At 64.2% G+C, this 22,760-nt stretch carries 16 protein-coding genes; 12 read left to right on the forward strand and 4 right to left on the reverse strand.

Going from position 1 to position 22,760, the window contains the following annotated elements; genetic code table 11:
• Positions 1-38: 38 nt before the first annotated feature.
• The 4 genes from tssA to tssJ form a co-directional block, all read right to left on the reverse strand.
• Complete coding sequence (gene tssA / locus M2282_RS29115; RefSeq protein ID WP_280812255.1) at positions 39-1,175, reverse strand: type VI secretion system protein TssA; 1,137 nt, start codon at positions 1,173-1,175, stop codon at positions 39-41.
• Complete coding sequence (icmH, locus tag M2282_RS29120; protein WP_280812269.1) at positions 1,172-1,954, reverse strand: type IVB secretion system protein IcmH/DotU; 783 nt, start codon at positions 1,952-1,954, stop codon at positions 1,172-1,174. The genes tssA and icmH overlap by 4 nt, the downstream gene beginning before the upstream one ends.
• 28 nt (positions 1,955-1,982) lie before the next feature.
• Positions 1,983-3,329: a type VI secretion system baseplate subunit TssK gene (gene tssK / locus M2282_RS29125; protein ID WP_013543893.1), complete on the reverse strand. Its 1,347-nt coding sequence runs from the start codon at positions 3,327-3,329 to the stop codon at positions 1,983-1,985.
• A gap of 64 nt (positions 3,330-3,393) precedes the next feature.
• On the reverse strand, positions 3,394-4,014 hold the full coding sequence (gene tssJ, locus M2282_RS29130) for a type VI secretion system lipoprotein TssJ (RefSeq protein WP_280812256.1): 621 nt from the start codon (positions 4,012-4,014) through the stop codon (positions 3,394-3,396).
• Positions 4,015-4,247: 233 nt separating this feature from the next.
• Here tssJ and M2282_RS29135 point away from each other — a divergent pair, with 233 nt between their 5' ends.
• From M2282_RS29135 to M2282_RS29190, 12 genes are all read left to right on the forward strand, one after another.
• Complete coding sequence (locus tag M2282_RS29135; protein ID WP_280812257.1) at positions 4,248-4,910, forward strand: hypothetical protein; 663 nt, start codon at positions 4,248-4,250, stop codon at positions 4,908-4,910.
• Between the two features lie 123 nt (positions 4,911-5,033).
• Positions 5,034-5,549 carry a type VI secretion system contractile sheath small subunit gene (gene tssB / locus M2282_RS29140; RefSeq protein WP_280812258.1) on the forward strand — a complete coding sequence of 172 codons (516 nt, stop codon included), beginning with the start codon at positions 5,034-5,036 and terminating at the stop codon, positions 5,547-5,549.
• Between the two features lie 2 nt (positions 5,550-5,551).
• A complete protein-coding gene (tssC, locus tag M2282_RS29145; protein ID WP_280812259.1) occupies positions 5,552-7,042 on the forward strand; it encodes a type VI secretion system contractile sheath large subunit in 1,491 nt (496 codons plus the stop codon).
• Positions 7,043-7,128: 86 nt separating this feature from the next.
• Positions 7,129-7,641: an Hcp family type VI secretion system effector gene (locus M2282_RS29150; RefSeq protein WP_176661952.1), complete on the forward strand. Its 513-nt coding sequence runs from the start codon at positions 7,129-7,131 to the stop codon at positions 7,639-7,641.
• A gap of 105 nt (positions 7,642-7,746) precedes the next feature.
• On the forward strand, positions 7,747-8,241 hold the full coding sequence (gene tssE / locus M2282_RS29155; protein WP_280812260.1) for a type VI secretion system baseplate subunit TssE: 495 nt from the start codon (positions 7,747-7,749) through the stop codon (positions 8,239-8,241).
• A gap of 6 nt (positions 8,242-8,247) precedes the next feature.
• Positions 8,248-10,098: a type VI secretion system baseplate subunit TssF gene (tssF, locus tag M2282_RS29160; RefSeq protein ID WP_280812261.1), complete on the forward strand. Its 1,851-nt coding sequence runs from the start codon at positions 8,248-8,250 to the stop codon at positions 10,096-10,098.
• Positions 10,062-11,183 carry a type VI secretion system baseplate subunit TssG gene (tssG, locus tag M2282_RS29165; protein WP_280812262.1) on the forward strand — a complete coding sequence of 374 codons (1,122 nt, stop codon included), beginning with the start codon at positions 10,062-10,064 and terminating at the stop codon, positions 11,181-11,183. Before tssF ends, tssG begins: the two co-directional genes overlap by 37 nt.
• 49 nt (positions 11,184-11,232) lie before the next feature.
• On the forward strand, positions 11,233-13,962 hold the full coding sequence (gene tssH / locus M2282_RS29170) for a type VI secretion system ATPase TssH (protein ID WP_280812263.1): 2,730 nt from the start codon (positions 11,233-11,235) through the stop codon (positions 13,960-13,962).
• A 38-nt stretch (positions 13,963-14,000) separates the two neighbouring features.
• Positions 14,001-16,901, forward strand: a complete 2,901-nt coding sequence (locus tag M2282_RS29175) for a type VI secretion system Vgr family protein (protein WP_280812264.1) — start codon at positions 14,001-14,003, stop codon at positions 16,899-16,901.
• A gap of 15 nt (positions 16,902-16,916) precedes the next feature.
• The gene (locus tag M2282_RS29180) at positions 16,917-17,813 is read left to right on the forward strand and encodes a DUF4123 domain-containing protein (RefSeq protein WP_280812265.1); all 897 of its coding nucleotides are present in this window, start codon (positions 16,917-16,919) and stop codon (positions 17,811-17,813) included.
• A complete protein-coding gene (locus M2282_RS29185) occupies positions 17,810-21,112 on the forward strand; it encodes a T6SS effector BTH_I2691 family protein (protein WP_280812266.1) in 3,303 nt (1,100 codons plus the stop codon). The genes M2282_RS29180 and M2282_RS29185 overlap by 4 nt, the downstream gene beginning before the upstream one ends.
• 20 nt (positions 21,113-21,132) lie before the next feature.
• Positions 21,133-22,760: type VI secretion system Vgr family protein (locus M2282_RS29190; protein WP_280812267.1), on the forward strand; the 1,628-nt coding region annotated here is incomplete at its 3' end.

A 22,760-nucleotide genomic window follows, 5' to 3' on the forward strand; every position in this document is an offset into this window, starting at 1 on the left:
GAACAGCGACGCGGCCTGCCTGCGCAGGCCGTTGCGCATCAGCGCGACTCGTCGTCGTTCTTGGGCAGGTCGAGCAGGTCCACCAGCTGGGCCAGTTCCTGCTCGTTCTTGATCACGTTGCGCAGCCACGCATGCAGCGGCATGTCGGCCCAGCGCGCGGCCTTGTTCGCCATGTAGGCGGCGGGGCTCGAGGGCTCGGTCTTCTCGAAATACGCCGCCACTTCCTTGAGTTGGGCGATGGCCTGCGCGCGGCTGTGGATGCCGGGCGGCAACGCGGCGGGCGCCGTCGAAGGGGCGTGGTGTGGATGTGGCATCACGGCGTCGAAAACTGGCTCGATGCGGGAGGGCGCGGGCGCGCCTGCTTCGGCCGGAGCGGCCGTGGGGGCGGGCGGTGCGCCGTTGTCCATCGGCACGCCGGCCTCGCGCGCAAAGCGCTCGACCGTCTGGCGGATGGCCGCGGCCGCATCCTTCGCGGCGCGAAAGCTGGGACCGTTCGATGCGGTGCGCTCGTCGAACACAGCTTCGAACTCGGCCAGCGCCTGTTCGCAGGCCTGCACGTCGCGGTGCGTCTTCTGGAAGAACTTCGCCGGCGTGGCGCGGCGGATGCGGTCGAACTGCTCGACCGTCACCTTGTTGCGTTGCAGCTCGTCGGCCTGCGCGGGCGTGCGGCGGATGCTCTGGTCGAGTGCGAGCGCGGTCTCCCAGACCAGCGCGCTGTAGCCGGTGTTGGCATCGCTCACGATCGACGCGCGCTGCAGCAGCTCGACCGAACGCCCGATCAGCCATGTGACGTTGCCCACGCGCATCTCGATGTCGCCGCCCTCGGGCAGTGGATGCAGTTGGTCCCAGTACTGCTGGCACAGGCCGGTGAGCAGACGGTAGCCGTCGGCCAGGCCCTCGAAGCCGCGCTGGCTGGCCAGCGCATCGGTGAGCCACACGGCCAGCCGCAGGTCCTTGGTGGATTCGCGCAGCAGCTTCTCGCACTCGGAAATCACGAAGGGCCAGTTGGCTTCCTTCAACTCGATGACCCACTCGCCCTGTTCGAGCGACGGGTCGTCGTGCTTGCGCGCTTCCTGAATGGCGTCGAACTGGCGCGAGAACAGCATGTCCTCGCCGCATGGCGAGGCCTCCGAGATCGGGGCCAGCAGGGCCGGCAGGTCGAGCCGCGTCGTCATGGCAGCGAGATGGTCAGGTTGGCCTGGCGCGGGCCGAGCTTCACAATGTCCTGGTAGCTCGCGAGCGTGCCCTGCGTGGTGCTGCCCAGGTGCGCCGACAGGCCGATGAAGCCCAGCAAACCGATCAGCGCGAACAGCGCGGCCACCACCCACTGCGGCGCCTCGCGCTTGAGCGAATGCGAGATCAGGTCGGGCAGTGGCCAGTGCGGCGCGAACGGCGTGCGCTTGCCACGGGCGTTGGCGATCTCGTCGCCCACGCGCGCGGTGAGGTAGGCCAGCTTCTCGGTGCCGTCGATGGCGTACTTGCCCTGGAAACCCAGCAGCAGGCACATGTAGAACACCTCCAGCGTCTGGATGCGCGCGGCGCCGTGGGCCCGCTCGACCTCCAGCATGTTGAAGAAGTTCTCCCCGGCCAGCTGATCGCCGAACATCGTGAGCTGCAGCGGGCGGCGCTCCCACTCGGAGCGAATGGCGAACTCCGGCGCCGAGAGCACGAACTCGTCGATGGTCGCGCAGAACGCGTACTTGGCCGCGTGGATCTGCTCGGCCGTTGCATCGAGCTTGCGCGCGTTGCGCTCGAACTCGGCCATGTAGTTGCGGATGCCGGCCAGGAACTGCTCGGTGGTGGCGGGCTGCTGCTTCTTCTTCAACAGGAACAGCATCACGAAGCCGTCGTACAGCAGGTCGAGCAGGCTCGAGTCGGCATCGGGGGCGGCGCCTGCGGGCGTGAACGACGCGGCGGGCCCGTCGGCGCCCAGCAGGGAAGGGGCCTTGTTGATGGTGGTGGTGTTCATTTCGATCGGGCGATCAGCCGGTCACGGCAATCAGTTCGAGCTGCATGTCGGGAATGCCGGCCGGCGCGTAGATGGTGACGCTCTGCGCCTGCAGCATGCGGTCGTACAGCTGGCTCTTGCTGTCGATGGAGAAGTAGCAGGCGCCCGCGCGGATCGGAATGGCCGGCGGCACCTGCGGTGCATAAACGATGCGCACGCCCGGCATGGCCGAGAGCACCAGCTTGTCGACGTCTTCCGGGGCGCCGATCTTGAAGCGCTGCGGCACCGCCTCGGCCAGTTCGGCGGCCGGCATGCTGGCGGTGACCGACATGTAGAACACGGTCTTCTCGTCGATCTTTCCGGAATCGAGGCGCCCGAGGTAGAAGGCGTTGCGCGTCTCGGTGAGCGCGATCGCGAAGTAGCGCGTCGAGATCACCGTGTCGAGCAGGTCGCGCACGATGCGGTCGAGCTCGGCGAAAGCGGGGCCTGGCTTCTCGTGGTCGTACACCGGCAGGTCGTTCAGCGAATAGGTCTTTGCGAAGGTCATCAGCGCGCCGGCCAGGCTCAGCAGTTCCTGGAACAGCCGCTCCGGATGCAGCGACGGGTGATGGAACAGGTGCGAGAGCGAGGCGAACGCCGAGTTGGCCGTGTGCAGCAGCCAGAACGAGGCGATGTCGCCCGAGCGGAACTCGATGATGTTCTTGCTCGGCTCGCGGTGGATGCCGTAGAGCGAGTTGACCTTGGCCTGCAGCACGTCGAGCAGCCGCCGCAGCTGCTGGAAGATGGTGGCCGAGGCATCGATGGAGGTGCACGGCGGCACGAAGCTGCGGTCGATCTCGAAGCCGCCCGCGGCGGTGCGCCGGATGCGGATCACCGGGATCGACACGAACTGCTCGCGCGGCTCGGTGTCGGCCAGGAGCTTGACGCTCTTGCGCAGGAACACCACCTCGGCGCTCACCGCGTTCGTAAAGAGATCGAGCGATTGCGTGGCGTCGCTGGTGTAGCGCGCGGCGAAACCTTCTTCGTTGGGATCGGTGTAGTTCTTGCCCAGCTCCTTCACCGGGTGCAGCACCAGGTAGAAGGTGATCTCGTTCTGGCCCGGGTTCAGTGTGTCGAGCGAGATGGGCGGGGGCAGCGCGTCGGCCTGCGGCGCGGAGTAGGGTTCGCCATCGGGGAAGACCAGCGACAGCTGCGAGGCGCGGAGCATGCCGCTCGCGAGCGCATCGAGGTCGAAGCTGATGGAGCGCACGCCCCAGAAGTACGGATGCAGCGTCTGCGCCGTGGCACGCAGGCGTGCCTCGTGGTACGCGTCCTGGCGCTGGAAATGCTGGGGGCGTAGAAACAAGCCCTCTCCCCAGAGGACCTTGGCGGCATAGCTCACGTCGTATCAGCTCCCCTAAATTTTTCGGCAGTATCGCATCGTAGTTTGCTGACGAACAAGCGCGTCAGGCGGGCGAAGGCCGGCAGTTCACCGGGCCCAGGAGGTTGAGCGCGCCGCCGGTTGCGGCGCCCTGCGCGTTCTGCTGGCCGACCACCGCGCCCTGCGTCACCGTCAGCGCGCAGGCGTGCGCGCCCATCACGATGCCGGTCTTCTCCGCGTCCGCGGCGTTGAACGCGAAACGCCAGCGCTGGGCGTCGGGCGAGTGGAACAGCACCACCACACCCACCGCGTTGGCGGTGCGCGGCACGGTCTCGGTCCAGGTGTATTGCTGGTCGGGAATCAGCGTGATCTCGCGGCTCTCGACAAGGTCGTCGCCAAGTTGCGTCTTGTCGCGTCCGGGGGTGACGAAGGCATCGAACGACGACTGGTAGAAGCCCGTCGTTTCCTTCAGCTTGTAGATGCGCACCACCACGGCGAGCGGGCGGTTGCGGCTGTCGGCGTTGAGGTTCTTGCCCGCCGCGATCGACATCGACACCTTGCGCGGCGGCTTCTGCGACTCGGGCAACTCGGGCTTCTTCAGGCCGCTCGCCTCCAGGGCGATGTTGGCGATCGTGAGGGCCGGAGAACTGCATCCGCCAAGCAACAGCGCCATCAGCAGGGTGCCGATCGTGATCAGTATTTTCATTGGGGCAGCGGATGGAACCGAATTCAAGAAGTTGTCATTAGGCTTAAATAATTGGCCGCTAAATCCGGCAATTAATCAGTTCGCATTACATGACTTTCGTTATTGAACGTAAGCGAATATGTAGTATCGTGTATTGTCATTGGTCGCAAGTTAATGAATGATTGCGACCTGCCAAAAAAAAGTCAGATCCAAGCGGAGGGATTGTGTTGATTCGAAAGTACATGACTTGCACGATGATTGCTGGTGCCATTGCGGCCACCAGCTTTCTGTCGGGCTGCACCACCACACCGGACGCCGCCGTCGCGCAGTCCACCGAAGCCTTCAACAAGAGCCTGGCGGAAGCCGATGCGGCCGCAGCCGCTGCCACGGGCGACAAGTCCGCCGCCATCCGCCAGTACCAGAAGATCGCCACCGACAACCCGACCCGCGGTGAGCCGTGGTCGCGTATTGCGCAGATCTACTTCAACGAAGGCCGCTACAGCCTGGCCATCTCGGCCGCCGAGGAAACGCTGCGCCGGGACCCCGCCAGCCGCCAGGCCAAGAGCATCACCGCCGTGGGCGGCCTGCGCCTGGCAGCCCGCTCCATCGAGGATCTGGGCAAGGACAGCACCCTGAGCGGCGATGCCAACGCCGACGCCTACCGGCTTGCCGCGCTGCTGCGCGAGACCCTCGGTCTCTCGGTGCTGGTGCCCGCCGGCTCCGACGCCAAGCCGCCGCCGCGCCGTCCCGTGGCCGCGAATCCGGCCTCCGCACCTTCGCCTTCCGCCTCGACGTCGAACGCACCGCAGCCCACACCGGTTGCCGCGGTGCGCCCGGCTCCGGCGCCGCCGGCACGCCCGGCGCCCGCCGCGCCGCGCGCGGGTGGCAGCGCCAATCCATTCGATGCGCTCAAGTAAATCTTCTGGCGTATTGATTTGGTTTTAATTAAACCAAAGCATTAATTGGATGTGCGATCTTTAAATACAGGACGCACAAAGTAGTAATTCGTCTCGCAGCCCTATTCGGAAGGTATTGAAGCCATGGCGACCAAAAGACAGAGCGTGCAAAAGCGCCTCCAGAAAGTGCGCCCGCCGCGCGTGCAACTCACGTACGACGTGGAACTCGGCGACGCCATCGAGAAAAAGGAATTGCCGTTCGTCGTTGGCGTGGTCGCCGACCTGGCCGGCCAGTCCGAGGTGGAGCAGCCCAAGCTGAAGGACCGCAAGTTCGTCAACGTCGATCGCGACAACCTCGACGACGTCATGAAGGGCCTGGCCCCGCGTGCGGCCTACCAGGTCGAAAACAAGCTGGACCAGCGCGGCGGCACCTTCGCCGTCGACCTCACCTTCAACTCGATGGACGCCTTCTCGCCCGAGGCCGTGGTCGACCAGATCGAGCCGCTCAAGCGCCTGCTCGACGCGCGCACCAAGCTGGCGGACCTGCGCAACAAGATGGCCGGCAACAGCAAGCTCGAAGACCTGCTGGCCGACGTGCTGAACAACACCGAGCAACTCCAGCGCCTGGGCCACGGCGCTGGCAAGAAGGACGAAAGCTGAACATGACTGCGCAAGCACTATCGGCATCGAGCGGTGCCGCCTCGCCGGAAGCTTCGGTCGACCTGCTCGACCAGATCGTCGAGAAGAGCAAGGTCGCCAAGTCCGACGCCGAACACACGCGCGCCAAGGACCTCATCGGCGAACTGGTCAGCCAGGTGCTCGAAGGCTCCGTGATCGTCTCGGACAACGTCTCGGCCATGATCGACGCCCGCGTGGCCGACCTGGACGCGCTCATCTCCGCGCAGCTGAGCGCCGTGATGCATGCGCCCGAGTTCCAGAAGCTCGAGAGCACGTGGCGCGGCCTCGAATACCTCGTGAAGGAAACGCCCACCGGCACGATGCTCAAGATCAAGGTCATCAACGCCACCAAGCGCGACCTGATCCGCGACTTCAAGGCCGCCGTCGAGTTCGACCAGAGCGCGATGTTCAAGAAGGTCTACGAAGAAGAATTCGGCACCTTCGGCGGCGCGCCCTTCGGCGCGCTGGTCGGCGACTTCGCCGTCACGCGCCAGCCGGAAGACATGTACTTCCTCGACCAGATGGCGCACGTGGCGGCTGCCGCCCACGCGCCCTTCATCGGCGCCGCATCGCCCGAACTGCTGGGCCTGGAGAGCTTCGACGACCTGGGCAAGCCGCGCGACATGGCCAAGGTGTTCGACACCGTCGAATACGCCAAGTGGAAGTCGTTCCGCGATTCGGAAGACTCGCGCTACGTGGGCCTCACGCTGCCGCGCTTCCTCGGCCGCCTGCCGTATCACCCGCGCGAAGGCACGGTCGTCGACAGCTTCAACTTCGTGGAAGACGTCGACGGCACCGACCACTCCAAGTACCTCTGGTGCAACGCCGCCTGGGCATTCGCCACGCGCCTGACGGCCGCATTCGACGACTTCGGCTGGTGCGCTGCCATTCGCGGTGTGGAAGGCGGCGGCCTGGTCGAAGACCTGCCCACGCACACCTTCAAGACCGACGAAGGCGAGATCGCCCTCAAGTGCCCGACGGAGATCGCCATCACCGACCGGCGCGAGAAGGAGCTGAGCGACCTGGGCTTCATTCCGCTCGTGCATTGCAAGAACTCCGACTACGCGGCCTTCTTCGGCGCGCAGTCGCTGCAGAAGCCCAAGAAGTACAACACCGACAGCGCCAACGCCAACGCGGTGCTCTCGGCGCAGCTGCAGTACATCTTCTCCGTGTCCCGTATCGCGCATTACCTGAAGGCCATGATGCGCGACAAGATCGGCAGCTTTGCCTCGGCACACAACGTCGAACAGTTCCTCAACCGCTGGATCGCGCAGTACGTGCTGCTCGACGACAACGCGACGCAGGAACAGAAGGCGCAATTCCCCCTGCGGGAAGCGTCCATCCAGGTGAGCGAAGTGCCTGGCCGGCCGGGTGTTTACCGCGCGGTTGCGTTCCTGCGGCCGCACTTTCAACTGGATGAGCTGTCGATTTCACTGCGCCTGGTCGCCGATCTGCCGAAGTCAGTGAACAAGTAAGAAGAGGCGGATCGGACGCGCGGCCGAAGGGCCACGCGCATCAACACGTTAACTGTCAATTCAATCAATCAAGAAGGGGAAGAAACATGAAGGATATCTACGTCAAGTTCGGCAGCCCGGCCATCAACGGCGAGTCGCAGGACAAGGACCACAAGGACTGGGTCGAAGTCAGCTCGTGGCAGCACAGCATCGTACAGCCGCGTTCGGCCACTGCATCGACCGCCGGCGGCCACACCGCCGAGCGCTGCGAGCACGGCGAAATGATCTTCACCAAGGACATGGACGTGGTCAGCCCGCTGCTGTACCAGCACGCTTCGGGCGGCACCACCTTCGACGAAGTCACGGTGCAGTTCTACCGCGCCGACGGCGAAGGCAAGCGCGTGCAGTACATGGAGATCAAGCTCAAGTACGTGCTGATCGCCAGCGTGAACCCCAAGGTCGTGAGCACCGACGTGGCCAGCGTGCCGAGCGAGACCTTCTCGCTGAAGTACGCCGCCGTGCAGTGGAAGTACACGCAGCAGAAGATCGGCGGCAACCAGGGCGGCAATTCGCAAGGCGCCTGGAGCCTGACCAAGAACGACAAGACCTACTCGGTCTGACGCCCTTCGGGCAATGTCGACCGCGGCGCGAGGCCGCGGTTTCTTTTTTGGCGCCGCGTCTCGCGCGCGGCGCCTTGCCCGATAGCCAAAGCACGAGGCCGACCCATGAATGGATTCGAACCGGGCTTGCTCGACAAGCTGTTCGATGACGACTGGCGCGGACCGGCTTCGCCGGTGCTTCGGCACCTGTCGCTGGAAGAAGTCAAGAACATGGTCGCGCGCGACCTTGAATCCCTGCTCAACACGCGCATGGTCTTCAACGACGCGAAGCTCGCGGCGTTTCCAGAGTGCCGGCGTTCCGTGATGACCTATGGCCTGAGCGATTTCTCGGGCCTGAGTCTCGCGAGCCACTACGACCGCTCGTTCATCTGCCGCTCGCTGGAGCAGGCCATTGCCCGCCACGAGTCGCGGCTGCGCGACGTCGTCGTGACGCTCGAGGTCGATGGCCAGACCAGCACCAACATGCTCTATTTCGGAATCACCGCCCTGCTCGTGCTGCCAGAACTGGCCGAGCCGGTGAACTTCGACGCGATGCTGCAGCCCACGACGCTGCAGTACTCGATCACGCGCGGCACGGGCAAGAGCCGCACCGCCGCCTAGGACACCATGGACGAATTGCTGCCCTTCTACGAACGAGAGCTCGCCTTCCTGCGCAGCTACTCGCAGGAGTTCGCCAAAGGCTACCCGAAGATCGCGGCACGCCTGGCCATCTCGGCCGACAGCAGCGAAGACCCGCACGTCGAGCGGATGATCCAGTCGTTCGCGCTGCTCACCGCACGCATCAGCAAGAAGCTCGACGACGACTACCCCGAGCTGACCGAAGCGCTGCTGGAGGTGCTGTACCCGCACTACCTGCGGCCCTTTCCTTCGTGCTCGATCGCGCAGTTCGACGCCGGCGGCGCGGCGCTCGCGAAGCTGAGCAAGCCCGTCACCATTTCGCGCGGCACCGAGCTCACCTCGCAGCCGGTGCGCGGCGGCGCCTGCCGTTTCCGCAGCGTCTATGACGTGACGCTGGCGGCCGTGCAAGTGTCCAACGTGGTGTTCCATTCGGTGGTCAACGCGCCTGCACATGCCTCGCTGCCGCGCAACGCCACGGGTTGCCTCTCGATCACGCTCGAGGCCACCGGCGAGCAGAAGTCGCTCGGCACGCTCGCACTCACCATGGCGCGCCTTCGCACCTTCATCGACGCCGAGCCCTCGCTGGCCACCGCGCTGGCCGATGCGATCTTCCTGAAGACGGCCGCTGTTTTCGTGGAGCCTGAGCGCAGCGGCAAATGGACGCAGGTGCAGGGCGAGGCGCTGCATCCGGTCGGCTTCGACGAGGCCGATGCGCTCATCGAACTGCCGGCACGCTCGCATCCCGCGTACCGCTTGCTCAGCGAGTACTTCGCGTTCCCCGAGAAGTTCAACTTCGTCGACATCGACCTTGCCAATGCGCTGCGCCACATCGGCTCGTGCCGCTCGATCACGCTGCACCTCGTGATGACCGGCGTGCGCGCCGATTCGCCTGCGGCGCGGCTGCTCGAAGGCGTCTCCAGCCGCAACCTGCGGCTGGGCTGTACGCCCGTGATCAACCTCTTCAAGCAGCGCAGCGATCCGATCCGCGTGACGCACGCCGCGGCCGCGTATCCGGTGGTGGCCGATGCGCGCCGTGCCTTCGGCTTCGAGGTCTACAGCATCGACTCGGTCAAGCTCGTGAAGCAGACTGCCGAGGGCGATGCCTACATCGAGTTCCGGCCCTTCTATTCGCTGCACCACGGCGAGCATCCGAAGGAAGCCGAGCACTATTGGTTCGCACGGCGCAACGAACTGGTGGCGCAACGCAGCCCGGGCTACGAGACCGAGCTTTCGATCGTCGACATCGACTTCCAGCCCTCGCTGCCGCAAACCGAAACGCTGAGCATCGACCTCACCTGCACCAACCGCGACCTGCCGCATTCGCTGGCATTCGGCCTGCCCGGCGGCGATCTGTTCATCGAGGGCAATTCGGTGGCGCGCTCGATCCGCATGCTGCGCCGCCCGACGCAAACGCTGCGCATGCCGCGCGGCAAGGGTGTGCAGTGGCGGCTGGTGTCGCACCTGTCGCTCAACCACCTGTCGCTGGTCAACAGCGGACTGCCGGCGCTCAAGGAGATGCTGCGCCTGTACGACCTCGGCCGCTCGGCCGTGTCGGCGCGGCAGATCGAGGCCATCACCGGCATCGACCAGCAGGCCACCACGCAGTGGCTGCCGGGCAAGCCTTTCGCGACCTTCGTGCGCGGCATCGAGCTGAAGCTCACGGTCGACGAGGCCGGCTTCGTCGGCAGCAGCCTGCAGGCCTTCGCGCGCGTGATGGATCATTTCTTCGGTCTCTATGTGCACCTGAACAGCTTCACCCAGCTGGTGATCGTTTCGGCGCGCGACAAGGAGGAGCTGGTGCGATGCAAACCCCGCAGCGGCGAATCGATCCTGCTGTAGCCGACCGGCTGCTGCGCGAACCGTACCGCTTCGAGTTCTTCCAGGCGGTGCGGCTGCTCGAGCTCGTGCTGCTGCGCCGCCAGGAGCGCGACGTGCACCATCGCCTGGTGCCCGGCGAGCGCATGGTGCCGCGCTGGCTGCGTTTTCGCAGCTCCACGAGCCTGGCTTTTCCGCCCAGCGAGATCGAGGCGCTGGCGGTGCGCGATGCGGTGGGCCAGCTGGTGTCGAGCGCCGAGTTGTGCGAGCCCTCGGCGCCCAATGAGGACGACCACAGCCTGGGTCGCATCGAGCTCACGCCCACCTCCTTCGGCATGCTGGGCGTGTCGGGCGCCTTGCCCATCGTCTACACCGAGATGCTGATGCGCCGCGAGCAGCACCTGCGCGACAGCTCGGCGCGCGCGTTCCTCGACGTCTTCACCAATCGCGCCACCGCGCTCTTCTACGCGGCCTGGCGCAAGTACCGCCTGCCGCTGCACTACGAGCACGAACGCAGCCGCGCCTACCTGCCGGTGCTGCTGTCGATGGCGGGGCTGGAGCACACGGCGCAGCGCGATCCGCTCACCGATGGCACGGGCACCGTGTTCGACGAAACAGTGGCCGGCTATGCCGCTGCGGTGCGGCATCGGCCGATGTCGGCGGCCTACCTGCAGCGCGTGCTGTCGGACTACTTCCGCAGCAACATCCGCATCGAGCAGTTTCTCGGCAAGTGGTACGACATGCCCGTGCAGCAGCGCTCGCGCCTGGGCGAAGGCAATGTGAGTCTCGGGCAGAACGCGATGGCGGGCGAACGCATCTGGCAACGCGACCTGCGCATCCGCCTGTGGATCGGCCCGCTCAAGCGCAGCGCGCTGCGCGAATTCTTTCCGGGCCGTGCGCATGCGAAGGCGCTCGAAAAAATGCTGGCGCTGCTGGCTGGCGTGACCTGCGAGTACGAGGTGCGCCTGATCCTGGCGCGCGAGGAAGTCAGCGCCGTACAGCTGAGCGACGGCGGCGGCAGCCACCTCGGCTGGGACAGCTTCATCGCCACCGCCGAGGCCGAGAGCGACCGCAGCGACACCCAGTACGAACTCCAGCCCCTGCAGTAGCCGCAGCGACCTTTCAACGAAGAAGACCGACAGAAGACCATCACCGTTCATGAGCACATCGCTGAAAACACTGATCACCAAGCTCAACGGCAGCGCACGCATGGCCACGCAGCGCGCCGCCAACCTGTGCCTGGCCAACGGCCACTATGAAGTGGATCTGGAACACCTGTTCCTGGCGCTGCTGGAGCAGACCGACAACGACCTCGCGCGCGTGCTGCGCGCCAACCGCATCAGCGCGACCGCGATCCAGTCGGACCTGGAGCGCGAGATCCAGACCTTCAAGAACGGCAATACGCGCACGCCGGTGTTCTCGCAGCATCTGCAGCAACTGTTCCAGCAGGCGTGGCTGTTGGCTTCGCTCGATGCGCACGTGGCGCAGATCCGCTCGGGCCACCTGCTGCTCGCGCTGCTGACCGAGCCCGACCTCGCGCAGCTCGCACAACGCGGCTCGCCGCTCTTCGCGAAGATCCGCCTTGAAGACCTGAAGCACGACTTCGACAAGCTCACCGATGGTTCGAGCGAAGCGACCGAAGCCGGCGCCTCGGGCGGTGCGGCCACCGAAGGCGATGCGCAGCAAGCGCCGGCCGATGCGCTGGCCGCGGGCGTGCCCGGCAAGACGCCCGCGCTCGACCAGTTCACCACCAACCTCACGCAGCGCGCACGCGACGGCGCGCTCGACCCGGTGATCGGCCGCGACACCGAGATCCGCCAAGTCATCGACATCCTGATGCGCCGGCGCCAGAACAATCCCATCCTCACCGGCGAGGCCGGCGTCGGCAAGACGGCGGTCGTCGAAGGGCTCGCGCTGCGCATCGCGGCGCAGGACGTGCCCGAGTCGCTGCGTGCCGTGGCGCTGCACACGCTGGACATGGGCCTTCTGCAGGCCGGCGCGAGCGTGAAGGGCGAGTTCGAGAACCGGCTGAAGAACGTGATTGCCGAAGTGAAGAAGAGCCCGCATCCGATCGTGCTCTTCATCGACGAGGCCCACACCATGATCGGCGCGGGCGGCCAGGCCGGGCAGAGCGACGCGGCCAACCTGCTCAAGCCCGCGCTCGCGCGCGGCGAGCTGCGCACCATCGCCGCTACCACCTGGGGCGAATACAAGAAATACTTCGAGAAGGACGCGGCGCTCGCACGGCGCTTCCAGGTCGTGAAGGTCGAAGAGCCCAGCGAGATGCTGGCCGCGGCGATGCTGCGCGGCATGGTGCCGCTGATGGAGAAGCACTTCAACATCCGCGTGCTCGACGAAGCCATCACCGAAGCGGTGCGCCTGTCGCACCGCTACATCAGCGGACGCCAGTTGCCCGACAAGGCGGTGAGCGTGCTCGACACCGCGTGCGCGAAAGTGGCGCTCGGCCAGAGCGCGACGCCGGCACTGATCGAGGAAGCGAACCGCGGCCTCGAGCGCATCGAGGCCGAGAGCGCTGCGCTGGTGCGCGACACCGCGGCCGGCGGGCGCCATGAAGCGCGACAGGCCGAACTGGCGGAACTGAAGGCCGCGCTGCAGGCCGAGCTGGCCGCGAGCCAGCAACGACTTGTCGAGGAGAACGCGCTGGTCGAACGCATCCGCGCGCTGCGCGCGCAACGCGATACGTCTGCTGCGCAGGCCGAATCCGAACCCGCAGCCGCGCCGGTGGAAAAGACCCCGGCCCGCGTGGCCGGTCGCAAGAAGACGGCCGCCCCGGACCCCGAACGCGACCAGCTCGACGCCCTGCTCGCCGAACTGCGCGCATTGCAAGGCACCACGCCGATGGTGCCGCTGCAGGTCGATGGTCACGTCGTCGCCGAGATCGTCTCGGCCTGGACCGGCGTGCCGCTCGGCCGCATGGTCAAGGACGAGATCAAGACCGTGCGCGCCCTCGATACGCTGCTGGCCGAACGCGTGATCGGCCAGGACCACGCGCTCGCCGCCGTGGCGCAGCGCGTGCGCACCGCCAGCGCGCGACTTGAAGACCCCAACAAGCCGCGCGGCGTGTTCATGTTCGTCGGCCCCTCGGGCGTGGGCAAGACCGAGACCGCGCTCGCGCTCGCCGACATCCTCTACGGCGGCGAGAAGAAGCTCATCACCATCAACATGAGCGAGTACCAGGAGGCGCACAGCGTCTCTGGCCTCAAGGGCTCGCCGCCCGGCTACGTGGGTTACGGCGAAGGCGGCGTGCTGACGGAAGCCGTGCGCCGCCAGCCCTACAGCGTGGTGCTGCTCGACGAGGTCGAGAAGGCACATCCCGATGTGCTGGAGATGTTCTTCCAGGTGTTCGACAAGGGCATGATGGACGACGCCGAGGGCCGCGAGATCGACTTTCGCAACACGCTGATCATCCTCACCTCGAACATCGGTTCGTCGCAGATCATGCAGGCGTGCCTGAACAAGGCCGACGACGAGCGCCCCGCGCCCGACGCGCTGGCCGAGGCGCTGCGCCCCGTGCTCATGAAGGCCTTCAAGCCGGCCTTCCTCGGCCGCATGAAAGTGGCGCCGTTCTATCCGATCACCGATGCGGTGCTCGAGCAGATCATCGCGCTGAAGCTGGGCCGCATCCGCGACCGCATCGCGACCAACCACAAGGCGGTGTTCGAGTGGGACGACGCGCTGGTGGAGGCCGTGCTCGCGCGCTGCACCGAGGTCGATTCGGGCGCGCGCAATGTCGATCACATCCTGAACGGCACGCTGCTGCCCGAGATCGCGGAGGCCGTGCTCACCCGCATGGCCGACGAGACGCCGCTCGCGAAGATCAAGGCCAGCTGCGCCAAGAGCGGTGAGTTCCGCTACAGGATCACCTAGGCGCTGCGGCGGTTCGGGTCAAAGGGAGAACCAGAGACATGACGGACTTCAATTCGGCTTCGCTCGGCGCGCAATTGCGTGCGGGCGCGACGGGCACCTTGCAGCAGGATCGGCTGCTGGTGCTGCATACGCCGCTGGGTGACAACAAGCTGTTGGCCGAGCGCCTGGACGGCATCGAGTCGCTGGACGATGGCGGTTTTCGCTTCGAACTCACGGCGTTGAGCGACGATGCGCACATCGAACTCAAGACCCTCATGGGCCAGGGCGTGCGCCTCGATCTGCAGACCGCACAGAGCCGCACCGAACTGCGCCCGTTCCATGGCCACGTGACCGAGGCCGAGTGCGTATCGAGCAACGGCGGCATGGCGCGCTATCGGCTTGTCATCGAACCGTGGCTCGCGTTCCTGCGCCACCGCCAGGACAGCTGCCTCTTTCAACACCAGAACGTGTTCGACATCGTCGATGCCGTGTTCGCGCGGTACCAAAGCCAGGGCAAGCTGGCCGTGCAATGGCGCTGGGAGATCGCGCAGCGCGACATCTATCCGGTGCGCGGCATCACCACCCAGTACCACGAGAGTGACTTCGATTTCGTGGCGCGTCTGCTCGCCGAAGAAGGCCTCTTCTACTGGGTCGAACACGCGACCGGCAAGGACGGCAACCTCGGCAGCCACACCCTCGTCATCGCCGACCACAACGGCGCCTTCCGCGCCAATGCGCAAGCCTCCATCCGCTTTCATCGCGCCGATGCGAGCGAGACCGAAGACACCATCCAGCAATGGCGCGGCAGCCGCCAGCTGCAGACCAACAGCCTCGCGCAGCACAGCTGGGACTACAAGAGCGTGAGTGCGAGACCCGTGCAGCAGCAAAGCCGCAGCTCGGGTTCAGGCACAGGCCAACCCTCCCAGTCCTCCCAATCCTCCAGCAACCACCGCACCCTGCAGTGGAGCGACGACCCCGGCGCCTACGGCTGGGAGACCTCCGCCCAGGGCGAACGGCTGTTGTCCAACGCCCTGCAGGCGCTGGAGCTGCGCAACAAGCGCTTCGAAGGCCAGAGCGCCGTGCGCACCCTCGCACCCGCCACCACCTTCACCCTGACCGGCCACGAGCAGCACGACAAGGACAGCGAAGAAGACCGCCGCTTCGCGGTACTCGCCGTGCGCCACATTGCGCGCAACAACTTCGACGAAGACCTCGAGGCCGGCGTGAGTGAACGCCTGGGCTTGCCGGACATCGCCACCGTGTTCGATGCATCGGAGCACAGTGACAGTGCCAGCGGCAATGCCGCCTCGACACCCGACACCGCCACCCACTACCGCAACGACTTCACCACCGTGCGCGCGGCCATTCCCTACCGCCCGCTGAGCGTGGACGGCCACGGCCAGAGCATCCACCCCAAGCCCAGCGTGCACGGCAGCCAGAGCGCCATCGTGATCGGCGCGGGTGAGAACGCTCCCGTGCACACCGACCGCGACCACCGCGTCAAGGTGCAGTTCCACTGGCAGCGCGGCAGCGCCTCGAGCGCAAGACAACCCCGCGCCGACGGCCAGGACAACGCCCCCGCCGCCGATCGCTTGGGCGCCTGGGTGCGCGTGGCCGCCAGCGCGGCCGGCGACAACTGGGGGCAGGTCACGCTGCCGCGCGTCGGGCAGGAAGTGCTGGTCGAGTTCCACCACGGCGACATCGACCGTCCGGTCGTCGTCGCCGCGCTCTACAACGGCGCCGGGCAGACCGATGCCCAGCACAACGAGAAGTCCGCCGGTGCCGCCCAGTCCACCGGCAACGCCCCCGCCTGGTTCGCTGGCGAAGGCAAGGAGGCCAAGGAGCACGCGCACAACGCCGTCTTCTCCGGCATCAAGACCCAGGAACTGAGCGCCAGCCAGAGCGGGGATGGGGGCTACAACCAACTGGTCTTCGACGACACCCCCGGACAGGGCAGCACGAGCCTGGCGACCACGCAGGCGCACAGCCGGCTGCACCTGGGGCATCACAAGCAGCAGGACGACAACGCGCGCGGCAAGGCGCGCGGGCACGGGGCCGAACTGGCGACCACCGCGCAGGGCGCGATCCGCGCGGGCGCAGGCCTGCTCGTGAGCGCCCACGCCCAGCAGAACGCCAAGGGCGCGTTCATGGCCAGCCGCGAGGCGCAGCAGCAGACCAAGCAGGCCGAGGAACTCGCCACCTCGCTGGCCAAGAGTGCGCAGACGCAGAAGGCGCAGATCAAGGGGGAGGGTGCACCCGAACAACTCCCTGCCATCGAGGCACTGAAGCATGTGGCCGAAGTATTGGGGGCGACCCAAGAAGGCAGTGCGGCGCAATCGAACAGCAGCGGCGGCGACATCAAAGCCACTGAAGGCGGCCAGGGCAGCGTCACCGCATACAGCGAGCCGCACCTGCAGTTCAGCGCACCGATGGGCATTGGCTTCGTCACACCGAAGGAGGCGATTGCCGTCAGTGGCAAGAACACCGCCATCGTCGCCAACCAGGACATCGACCTGCCCGCGCAAGGGCAGATCGCGGTGAGTGTGGCCAAGGGGGTGAGTCTGTACACCCTGGGCGCCAAGGCGGGCGAAGGCACAGAGCCCAATCAGGAGCGCGGCATCACGCTGCATGCGGCCAGCGGCAGCGTGACGCTGCAGAGCCAGAAGGGCGCCACCAGGATCGCGGCCGACAAGAAGGTCACGATCGCCAGCACGACGAAGAACGTCGACATCGAGGCACCCACTCACGTGCTACTGACAAGCGCGGGGGCGTATATCAAGCTCGAAGGATCGAGCATCAAGATCCATGCGCCGGGGAAGGTGACGTTCAGGGGGATGCACAACTTCGTCGGGCCGCAGGCCACGCAGGCGAGCAACGCCGTTCCTGCTGCCGACTACAAGGGTTGCCCCTTCAAGGCACAGACGGCTGCGGCTGCGCAAGCCGGCGCGATCGCCTTGTAGCCCGAGGAGCAGGGCGTGAACGACAACATCCTCGAGCACACCTCGATATCGCTCCTCGAACAGCTTCGGGGTGTGAGATCGGGCGTGCCCTGGGTGTTGGTCGACCCGACCTTTTGCCCCGTGGGCCGGGAGGAGACCATCGATCGCTGGATCGCGTTGGCGCAGCACAGAGTCCAGCCCGCCATTCCTGGGTATGAAATGCACAGTGGCAACTGCCCCTTGTGGCTGGCCTGCGATCTGGAAGCCAGCGACGGCCGGGCGTTGGTTGCGGAAACGCTGGAATACGCGCTGGCTGAAATGCGTCCGGAGGCCCTTGCGCTTGGCCGCGGACGCAGGGTGTGCGGCTGGATCGTGGCGCGCGACGGCGCGGCGGTCGCCCAGAACACGGCACGCCTGCTGGTCCAGCGGCGGCCCGACGGAAGCGGTGCGCTGGTTCGCCTCTACGACCCCGCTGTGCTGTGGGGGTTGTGGTCGAGCCTGCGCCAAGCCCAGCGCCGTGCCTGGACGCGCTCCTGCGAGGCCTGGTGGCTGCTCAGGCCCGATGGGCATTTGATGGCGGTCCATGCGTGCATGACGGCGCCTTCTCGTGCCTTGGAGGACGTGCCCGACCACGACACACCGGGCCCCAGGTGGGCTTCGTTGCTGCTGACGCCGCGCCAGTGGGAAGAAATCGATGCCGTGACCCCGTTCAACCTTGCCTTGCGGGAGTGGCAGGCCGGACTGCAGGGCAAATCGCCGGGCAGCGTGGGCACGGACACCTTCCCGCCCCTGGAGACATTGCGGGACAACGCGCTCGATGCCTTGCGGCAAGCCCGCCGCGACGCCGAACTGGACATTGACCGGCAAATATCAATAGCGCTTTCCCAATTTCCGCAAGAAAAATGGGCGGCCGAGCAAATGGAGAAGAAATGACAGGCACCTGTTCTCAATGCACAGCCTCCGGGCTTGCGATCCTGCCGGTGCGCATGGCGGTTTTGCCCAAGAAATTTATTGTCGACAAGGATGTTGGAGAAAAAAATAGAAACGTCTGGGAGGATTTGCCGGACGTATTGAAAATGCCCAGTTGGGCGCATTGCAAATGGACAGCAAGAAATCTGGGCGGCAATGCACAGGCTGGATTGCGAGCCATGCGGTCCGGTTATCTTTATGTCTACTACCCGACAGCGCGCAAAACGGTATATGGAGTGATCGCGAATTGGGAGGTTTATACCGTCAACGAATCGGGCTCATTTTCCCTCACTGTGGCGGCAGCTCCAAAGCCCTCCCTCACCATTCGCGAGGAACAGTCGGCACCCTGCAAAAGGTGCGGTCCGCAATCGGGGAAGACGCTGGGCCACATCACCATCGTGGATCCCCAGAATTGTCATACTGCCTATATCGCCTTCAGTGAGCACGCTTGGAGCCGGAATACACGTCTGCGCCTGGAAAAGGAGCCCGCCACCAGAATGATGCAGATACAGCCGGCGGACATGCTCAAGAAGAAGGGCGCAACCGAGCAAGGCCAGGGATGGGTGAATGCTGATATCACGAAAATTCAAAGCGTATTGGAATATTGCCCCGACGTTAATGAGCATATCGTAAAAAACTTTTACGAAAGGCAAAAAATCGCGGAAGAAATGATAGATCAGGATGAGCCTGGAACGCTTCTTCACGAGTTGTCGCCTTGGTCACGGCGAGCCATATCGACCGACCCTAAATTGTGCGGCCTGCATAATCCGGATATTTTGAGGTCATGGGGCTCCATTTATAAGTCATTGTTTCGTTGGGCCGACAATGAATACGATACCAAGGGTTATACGTTTGGTAATGAATTTCATATCTACGCCAATAATTCTCTGGAGACGCGGCGTAGTCAGAAAAATGATTGGGATATCCGGATCGTTCAAAATTATCTTGATCCCATGAAGCTGCGCAGTGGCGATGCTCATCCAGGGGTATTGCTGGCGCTGGACGATCCGCTGGGCGTTGCTTTGGAACTAAACGGGATTCTCGGAAAGAATCTGATGGATCTCGTGCAGTACGAAACCCAGCGAAAAGCCGAAATTGAAGCCGCCAATGCAATCCATGCATTTCCGATTGCCTGGGCGCACAAGCAAAGCAGCCGGCAATTGACAAAAGAGGAGTACGATGAGCGCAAGCCAGCCGCCGGTTTTACCAAGGAAGAAATTCCGGTGCCCGCGGAGTACGGCTACAACGGGAAAACCGGCGACAAATACGTCATCAGCGAAGCGCGCACCGATTACCGGATCATTCAGTCGCCCGAAGACGCGTGGGCTGAGGCGAAATCAGGTGGGCCGCTCGGCAAAAAAATATTCAATGTAGAAGAAGAAGGCGAATACCGGGCGCGCGTCATCAGGAAAAGCGCGGAGCCCATGTCCGAACGCGAATATGAAGAGAGAAAATCGTTCTTGGCGCCGGAAGCTCAGGTCGATATTGAAGAAGAGCCGATCATCGGAAGCCCGGGGGACCTGTCGGGCGGATCTCAGACGATCTCCAGGTACACCGTCCGTCAATCCGATGAAGCCGCATTGAAGGAAGCCGAAAGCCCAGGCCCTCTGATGCAGAAGGTCCTGCGCGACACTCAATGGGCTTGGTCCGATTTTCACGATGCTACGGACTATTACCAGAACGTCGACTGGGAAAGATTTAATTATTTCAATGCCAGCTACAAGAATTTTCTCAAGGACCATGCTGAAGTTGTAAAAGACCGATGCGACGCTTTGGCCGACTGGCTTCAATATGACGAACTTTTTCTCATATTCGACGATTACGATTCGACCTCCAAGGATGAATGCTTGCAGCTGGCAACGGTCATGAACGATCTGCTGGACGGAATCGATTCATCAGACGGCGGGATGAGCCTTTATTCTCAATGGGCGGAATTGAAGATTCAAGGGAAGAAAAATCTCCTCGTCCGAACATTGTGTCATTGTCGCGCGGACAAGGAAGAAGACGTGATGGCTGTTCTCAGGGCTGCCTATGCGTTGAGGGACATGGAGTTTGTCAAATTGGATCAGATCGAACCAATGGCAAAGAACGTGAAAGCTGTGCCCAATATCTATCGGTCACAGCTTGGTGTGCAGGTTCAGGAAGTATTGGCTGGAAAAGGAAAGGGCATACAAACGCCCAAAGGCGTGCAAGTCCGTCAGCAACTTCCCAAGATGAACGCGACAATCTTTGCCGCCATGGAGACGATGGGAGGAGGGGGTTCCCGGGAAATAACGCCTCAAACCCGGTGGTATGGGCGGGATTACATGCTGTTCAAATGGATCGGGATCAACAAGAGAATGGATCGCCTTGGTGCGAACATCATCTATTTTTTCTTGCTGGATGGAACGGCGGACGATGCGGCAGTCAGGGCAGAGGTCGGCAAGAATGTCCAGTCCGAATTGCACGCCAAGGCCGAGGAAGTCATAAAAAATACAAGAACGAATCCAGCGGTGACTCCCACGCAAGCGGAGACCTGGAAAAAGCTCGGAAAAGAGCCGCCAGACAAAGGACTGGTCAGACAAAAAGAGTTGACCAGCCGCGGAGCATTTCTGGCCATCACCGTTGGACTGGTGGAATTTGGAAGATTGCTCTACCTCCTGGATTACGCGCGAACAAAAAAATATGACAACTGGATTTTAACAAGACAGTTGCTTGGTTGCTCCTCCGTCGTGGCCCAGTGTGCTTTTGATCTTGCCGCCCAAGTCGAGCGCGCAAGGCAATTGAATGCCCGTGCGGAATTACCCTTCAAGACGCCTGCATATTGCAGATTCAAATTTTTCTCTGGATTGTGCGGTGGAATTTCCTCGGGGCTCGCCGTTTACGATGACCTGTTAGCCGTTGGCCGTGAAAGATTGAGTGGATTTCGAAAAGGCCTTCTTTGTACCAAGGCGGCGCTCGATTTTTCGCAAGCGGTTGCGAGCATCTATGTGGCAACCACCTATAGCGTACGGGCGGCTGGTGCGGTGGAAGTCTGTCTTGGACTTGCCTCGTTTGGGGCGGGTCGTATTTTCGGAATGATCATCGGTCCCTGGGGAATTCTTTTGACCGTCGTCGTCGAGATCATTCTCTGGCGCACAGCGGACGACGAAATAGAAAAATGGGTGCAGCGAAGTGCATTTGCCAACGGAAAGCATCGAAAAATTTCTTGGTTGAAAGAGCCGGAATTGCAGATGGAGGCACTCGGCCAAGCGATGAATGCGACCGGAATGAATCCGAATTGACCTGAATATCTGGATAAATCATGTTTGACAAAGCCCTGGATATTCCTTCGCTGTCGGTGGGCAGCCTCGACGTCGCTGCGCTCTCGCAACGAGCCCGACTGGTCGTTTTGCAGTGGCCGGCGAATGCCGGCTTTTCCGAGAACGCGGCGGTCGTCGAACGCTTCACCGCCACCGAAGGCATCAACGAACTCTTCGCCCTTACCATCGACACCCTCGCCACGTCGAGCGAGTTCGATCCCTTCGCGCTGATCGGCGAGGAGCTGAGCCTGCGCCTGCTGCTGGCCAACGGCAGCTTCCGCACCTGGCACGGCTACCTCACGGCCGTCGACGCGTTGGGCGGCGATGGCGGCCTTGCGCGCTACCGGCTGCACCTGCAGCCCTGGCTCGCCGCGCTGGGCCTTCGCCGCGACAGCTTCGTGTACGCCGCCAAGAGCGTGCAGGACATCGTGAGCGAAGTGTTCGCCGACCACACCACCGCCAGCTTCACCTTCGAAGTCACGCAAGAGCTGCCCGTGCGGCCGACCTGTGTGCAGTACCGCGAGTCCGACCTCGCCTTCGTGATGCGCCTGCTCACGGAGGAAGGCTTGAGTTTTCGCTTCGAGCACGAGCAGACGAAAGAGGGCGAGAGCGGCGGCGCCAACAACAGCAACAACGCGACGCCATCGCACCACCGCCTGGTGATCTTCGACCGCGAGGCAAAAGCGCCCGATTGCGCGCTGCCCGAGATCCGCTTCCACCGCGTCGATGCCACCGAGCAGCAGGACGCGATCACCGCATGGAGCAGCAAGCGCCAGCTCGTCAGCAACGCCGTCACAGTGAACGCGTGGGACGCCAGCGTGCTGCAGGCGCCCACCGGCTCGACGCAGAGCGCGCTGGCCATGGGCGACGTGCCTGTGCTGGAGCACTACGACGGCGCGGGCTCCCAGCGCTACGCCAACAACGCCGCGGCCGAGCGGCGCGCCGAGAACCAGCTGGTGGCGTTCGATTCGCGCATCAAGCGCTACAGCGCCGGCGGCAGCGTGCGGCAGCTCGGCGCGGGCGAACGCTTCACGCTCACGCAGCACGACCGCTACCAAGGGCAAAAATTCGTCACGCTGCGCGTGCACCACGAAGCCGCCAACAACCTCGGCGCGCAGGCCGCGCAAGTGCTCGAGGCCGGCGAGCTCGAGAAGGGCAGCTACCGCAACAGCTTCGAGGCGCAGCCGGCAGAAGCGCAGATCGCACCGGTCTGGCGGCCCAAGCCCACGGCGCCCGAGGCGATGGTCGCGCTCGTGGTCGGCGCCGATGACGACGAGGCGCCGACCGCCGTTCACACGCAACGCGATCACCGCGTGCAGGTGCGTTTTCATTGGCAGGCGCAGCGCGCGGCAACACAGCAGCAGTCAGCGCAGAGCGGGCAGGGCAGTCTTGTCGCGGCCGGCCGGCATGCCAGCAACCGCCAGTCGGTGTGGCTGCGCGTGGCCGCACCGGTGGCCGGGCCGAACTGGGGCGCGCACCATCTGCCGCGCGTCGGCTCGGAGGTGCTGGTGTCGTTCATCGAAGGCGACATCGACCGGCCGGTGGTGAGCCAGCAGCTCTACAACGGACAAGATCTTCCGCCTTGGTCCGCAGGCACCGATTCGTCGGCCAACCACGCGGGCGTGCTCTC

Origin of the sequence: Variovorax boronicumulans (assembly GCF_029892485.1) — a bacterium.
GTDB classification, from domain to species: domain Bacteria; phylum Pseudomonadota; class Gammaproteobacteria; order Burkholderiales; family Burkholderiaceae_C; genus Variovorax; species Variovorax boronicumulans_B.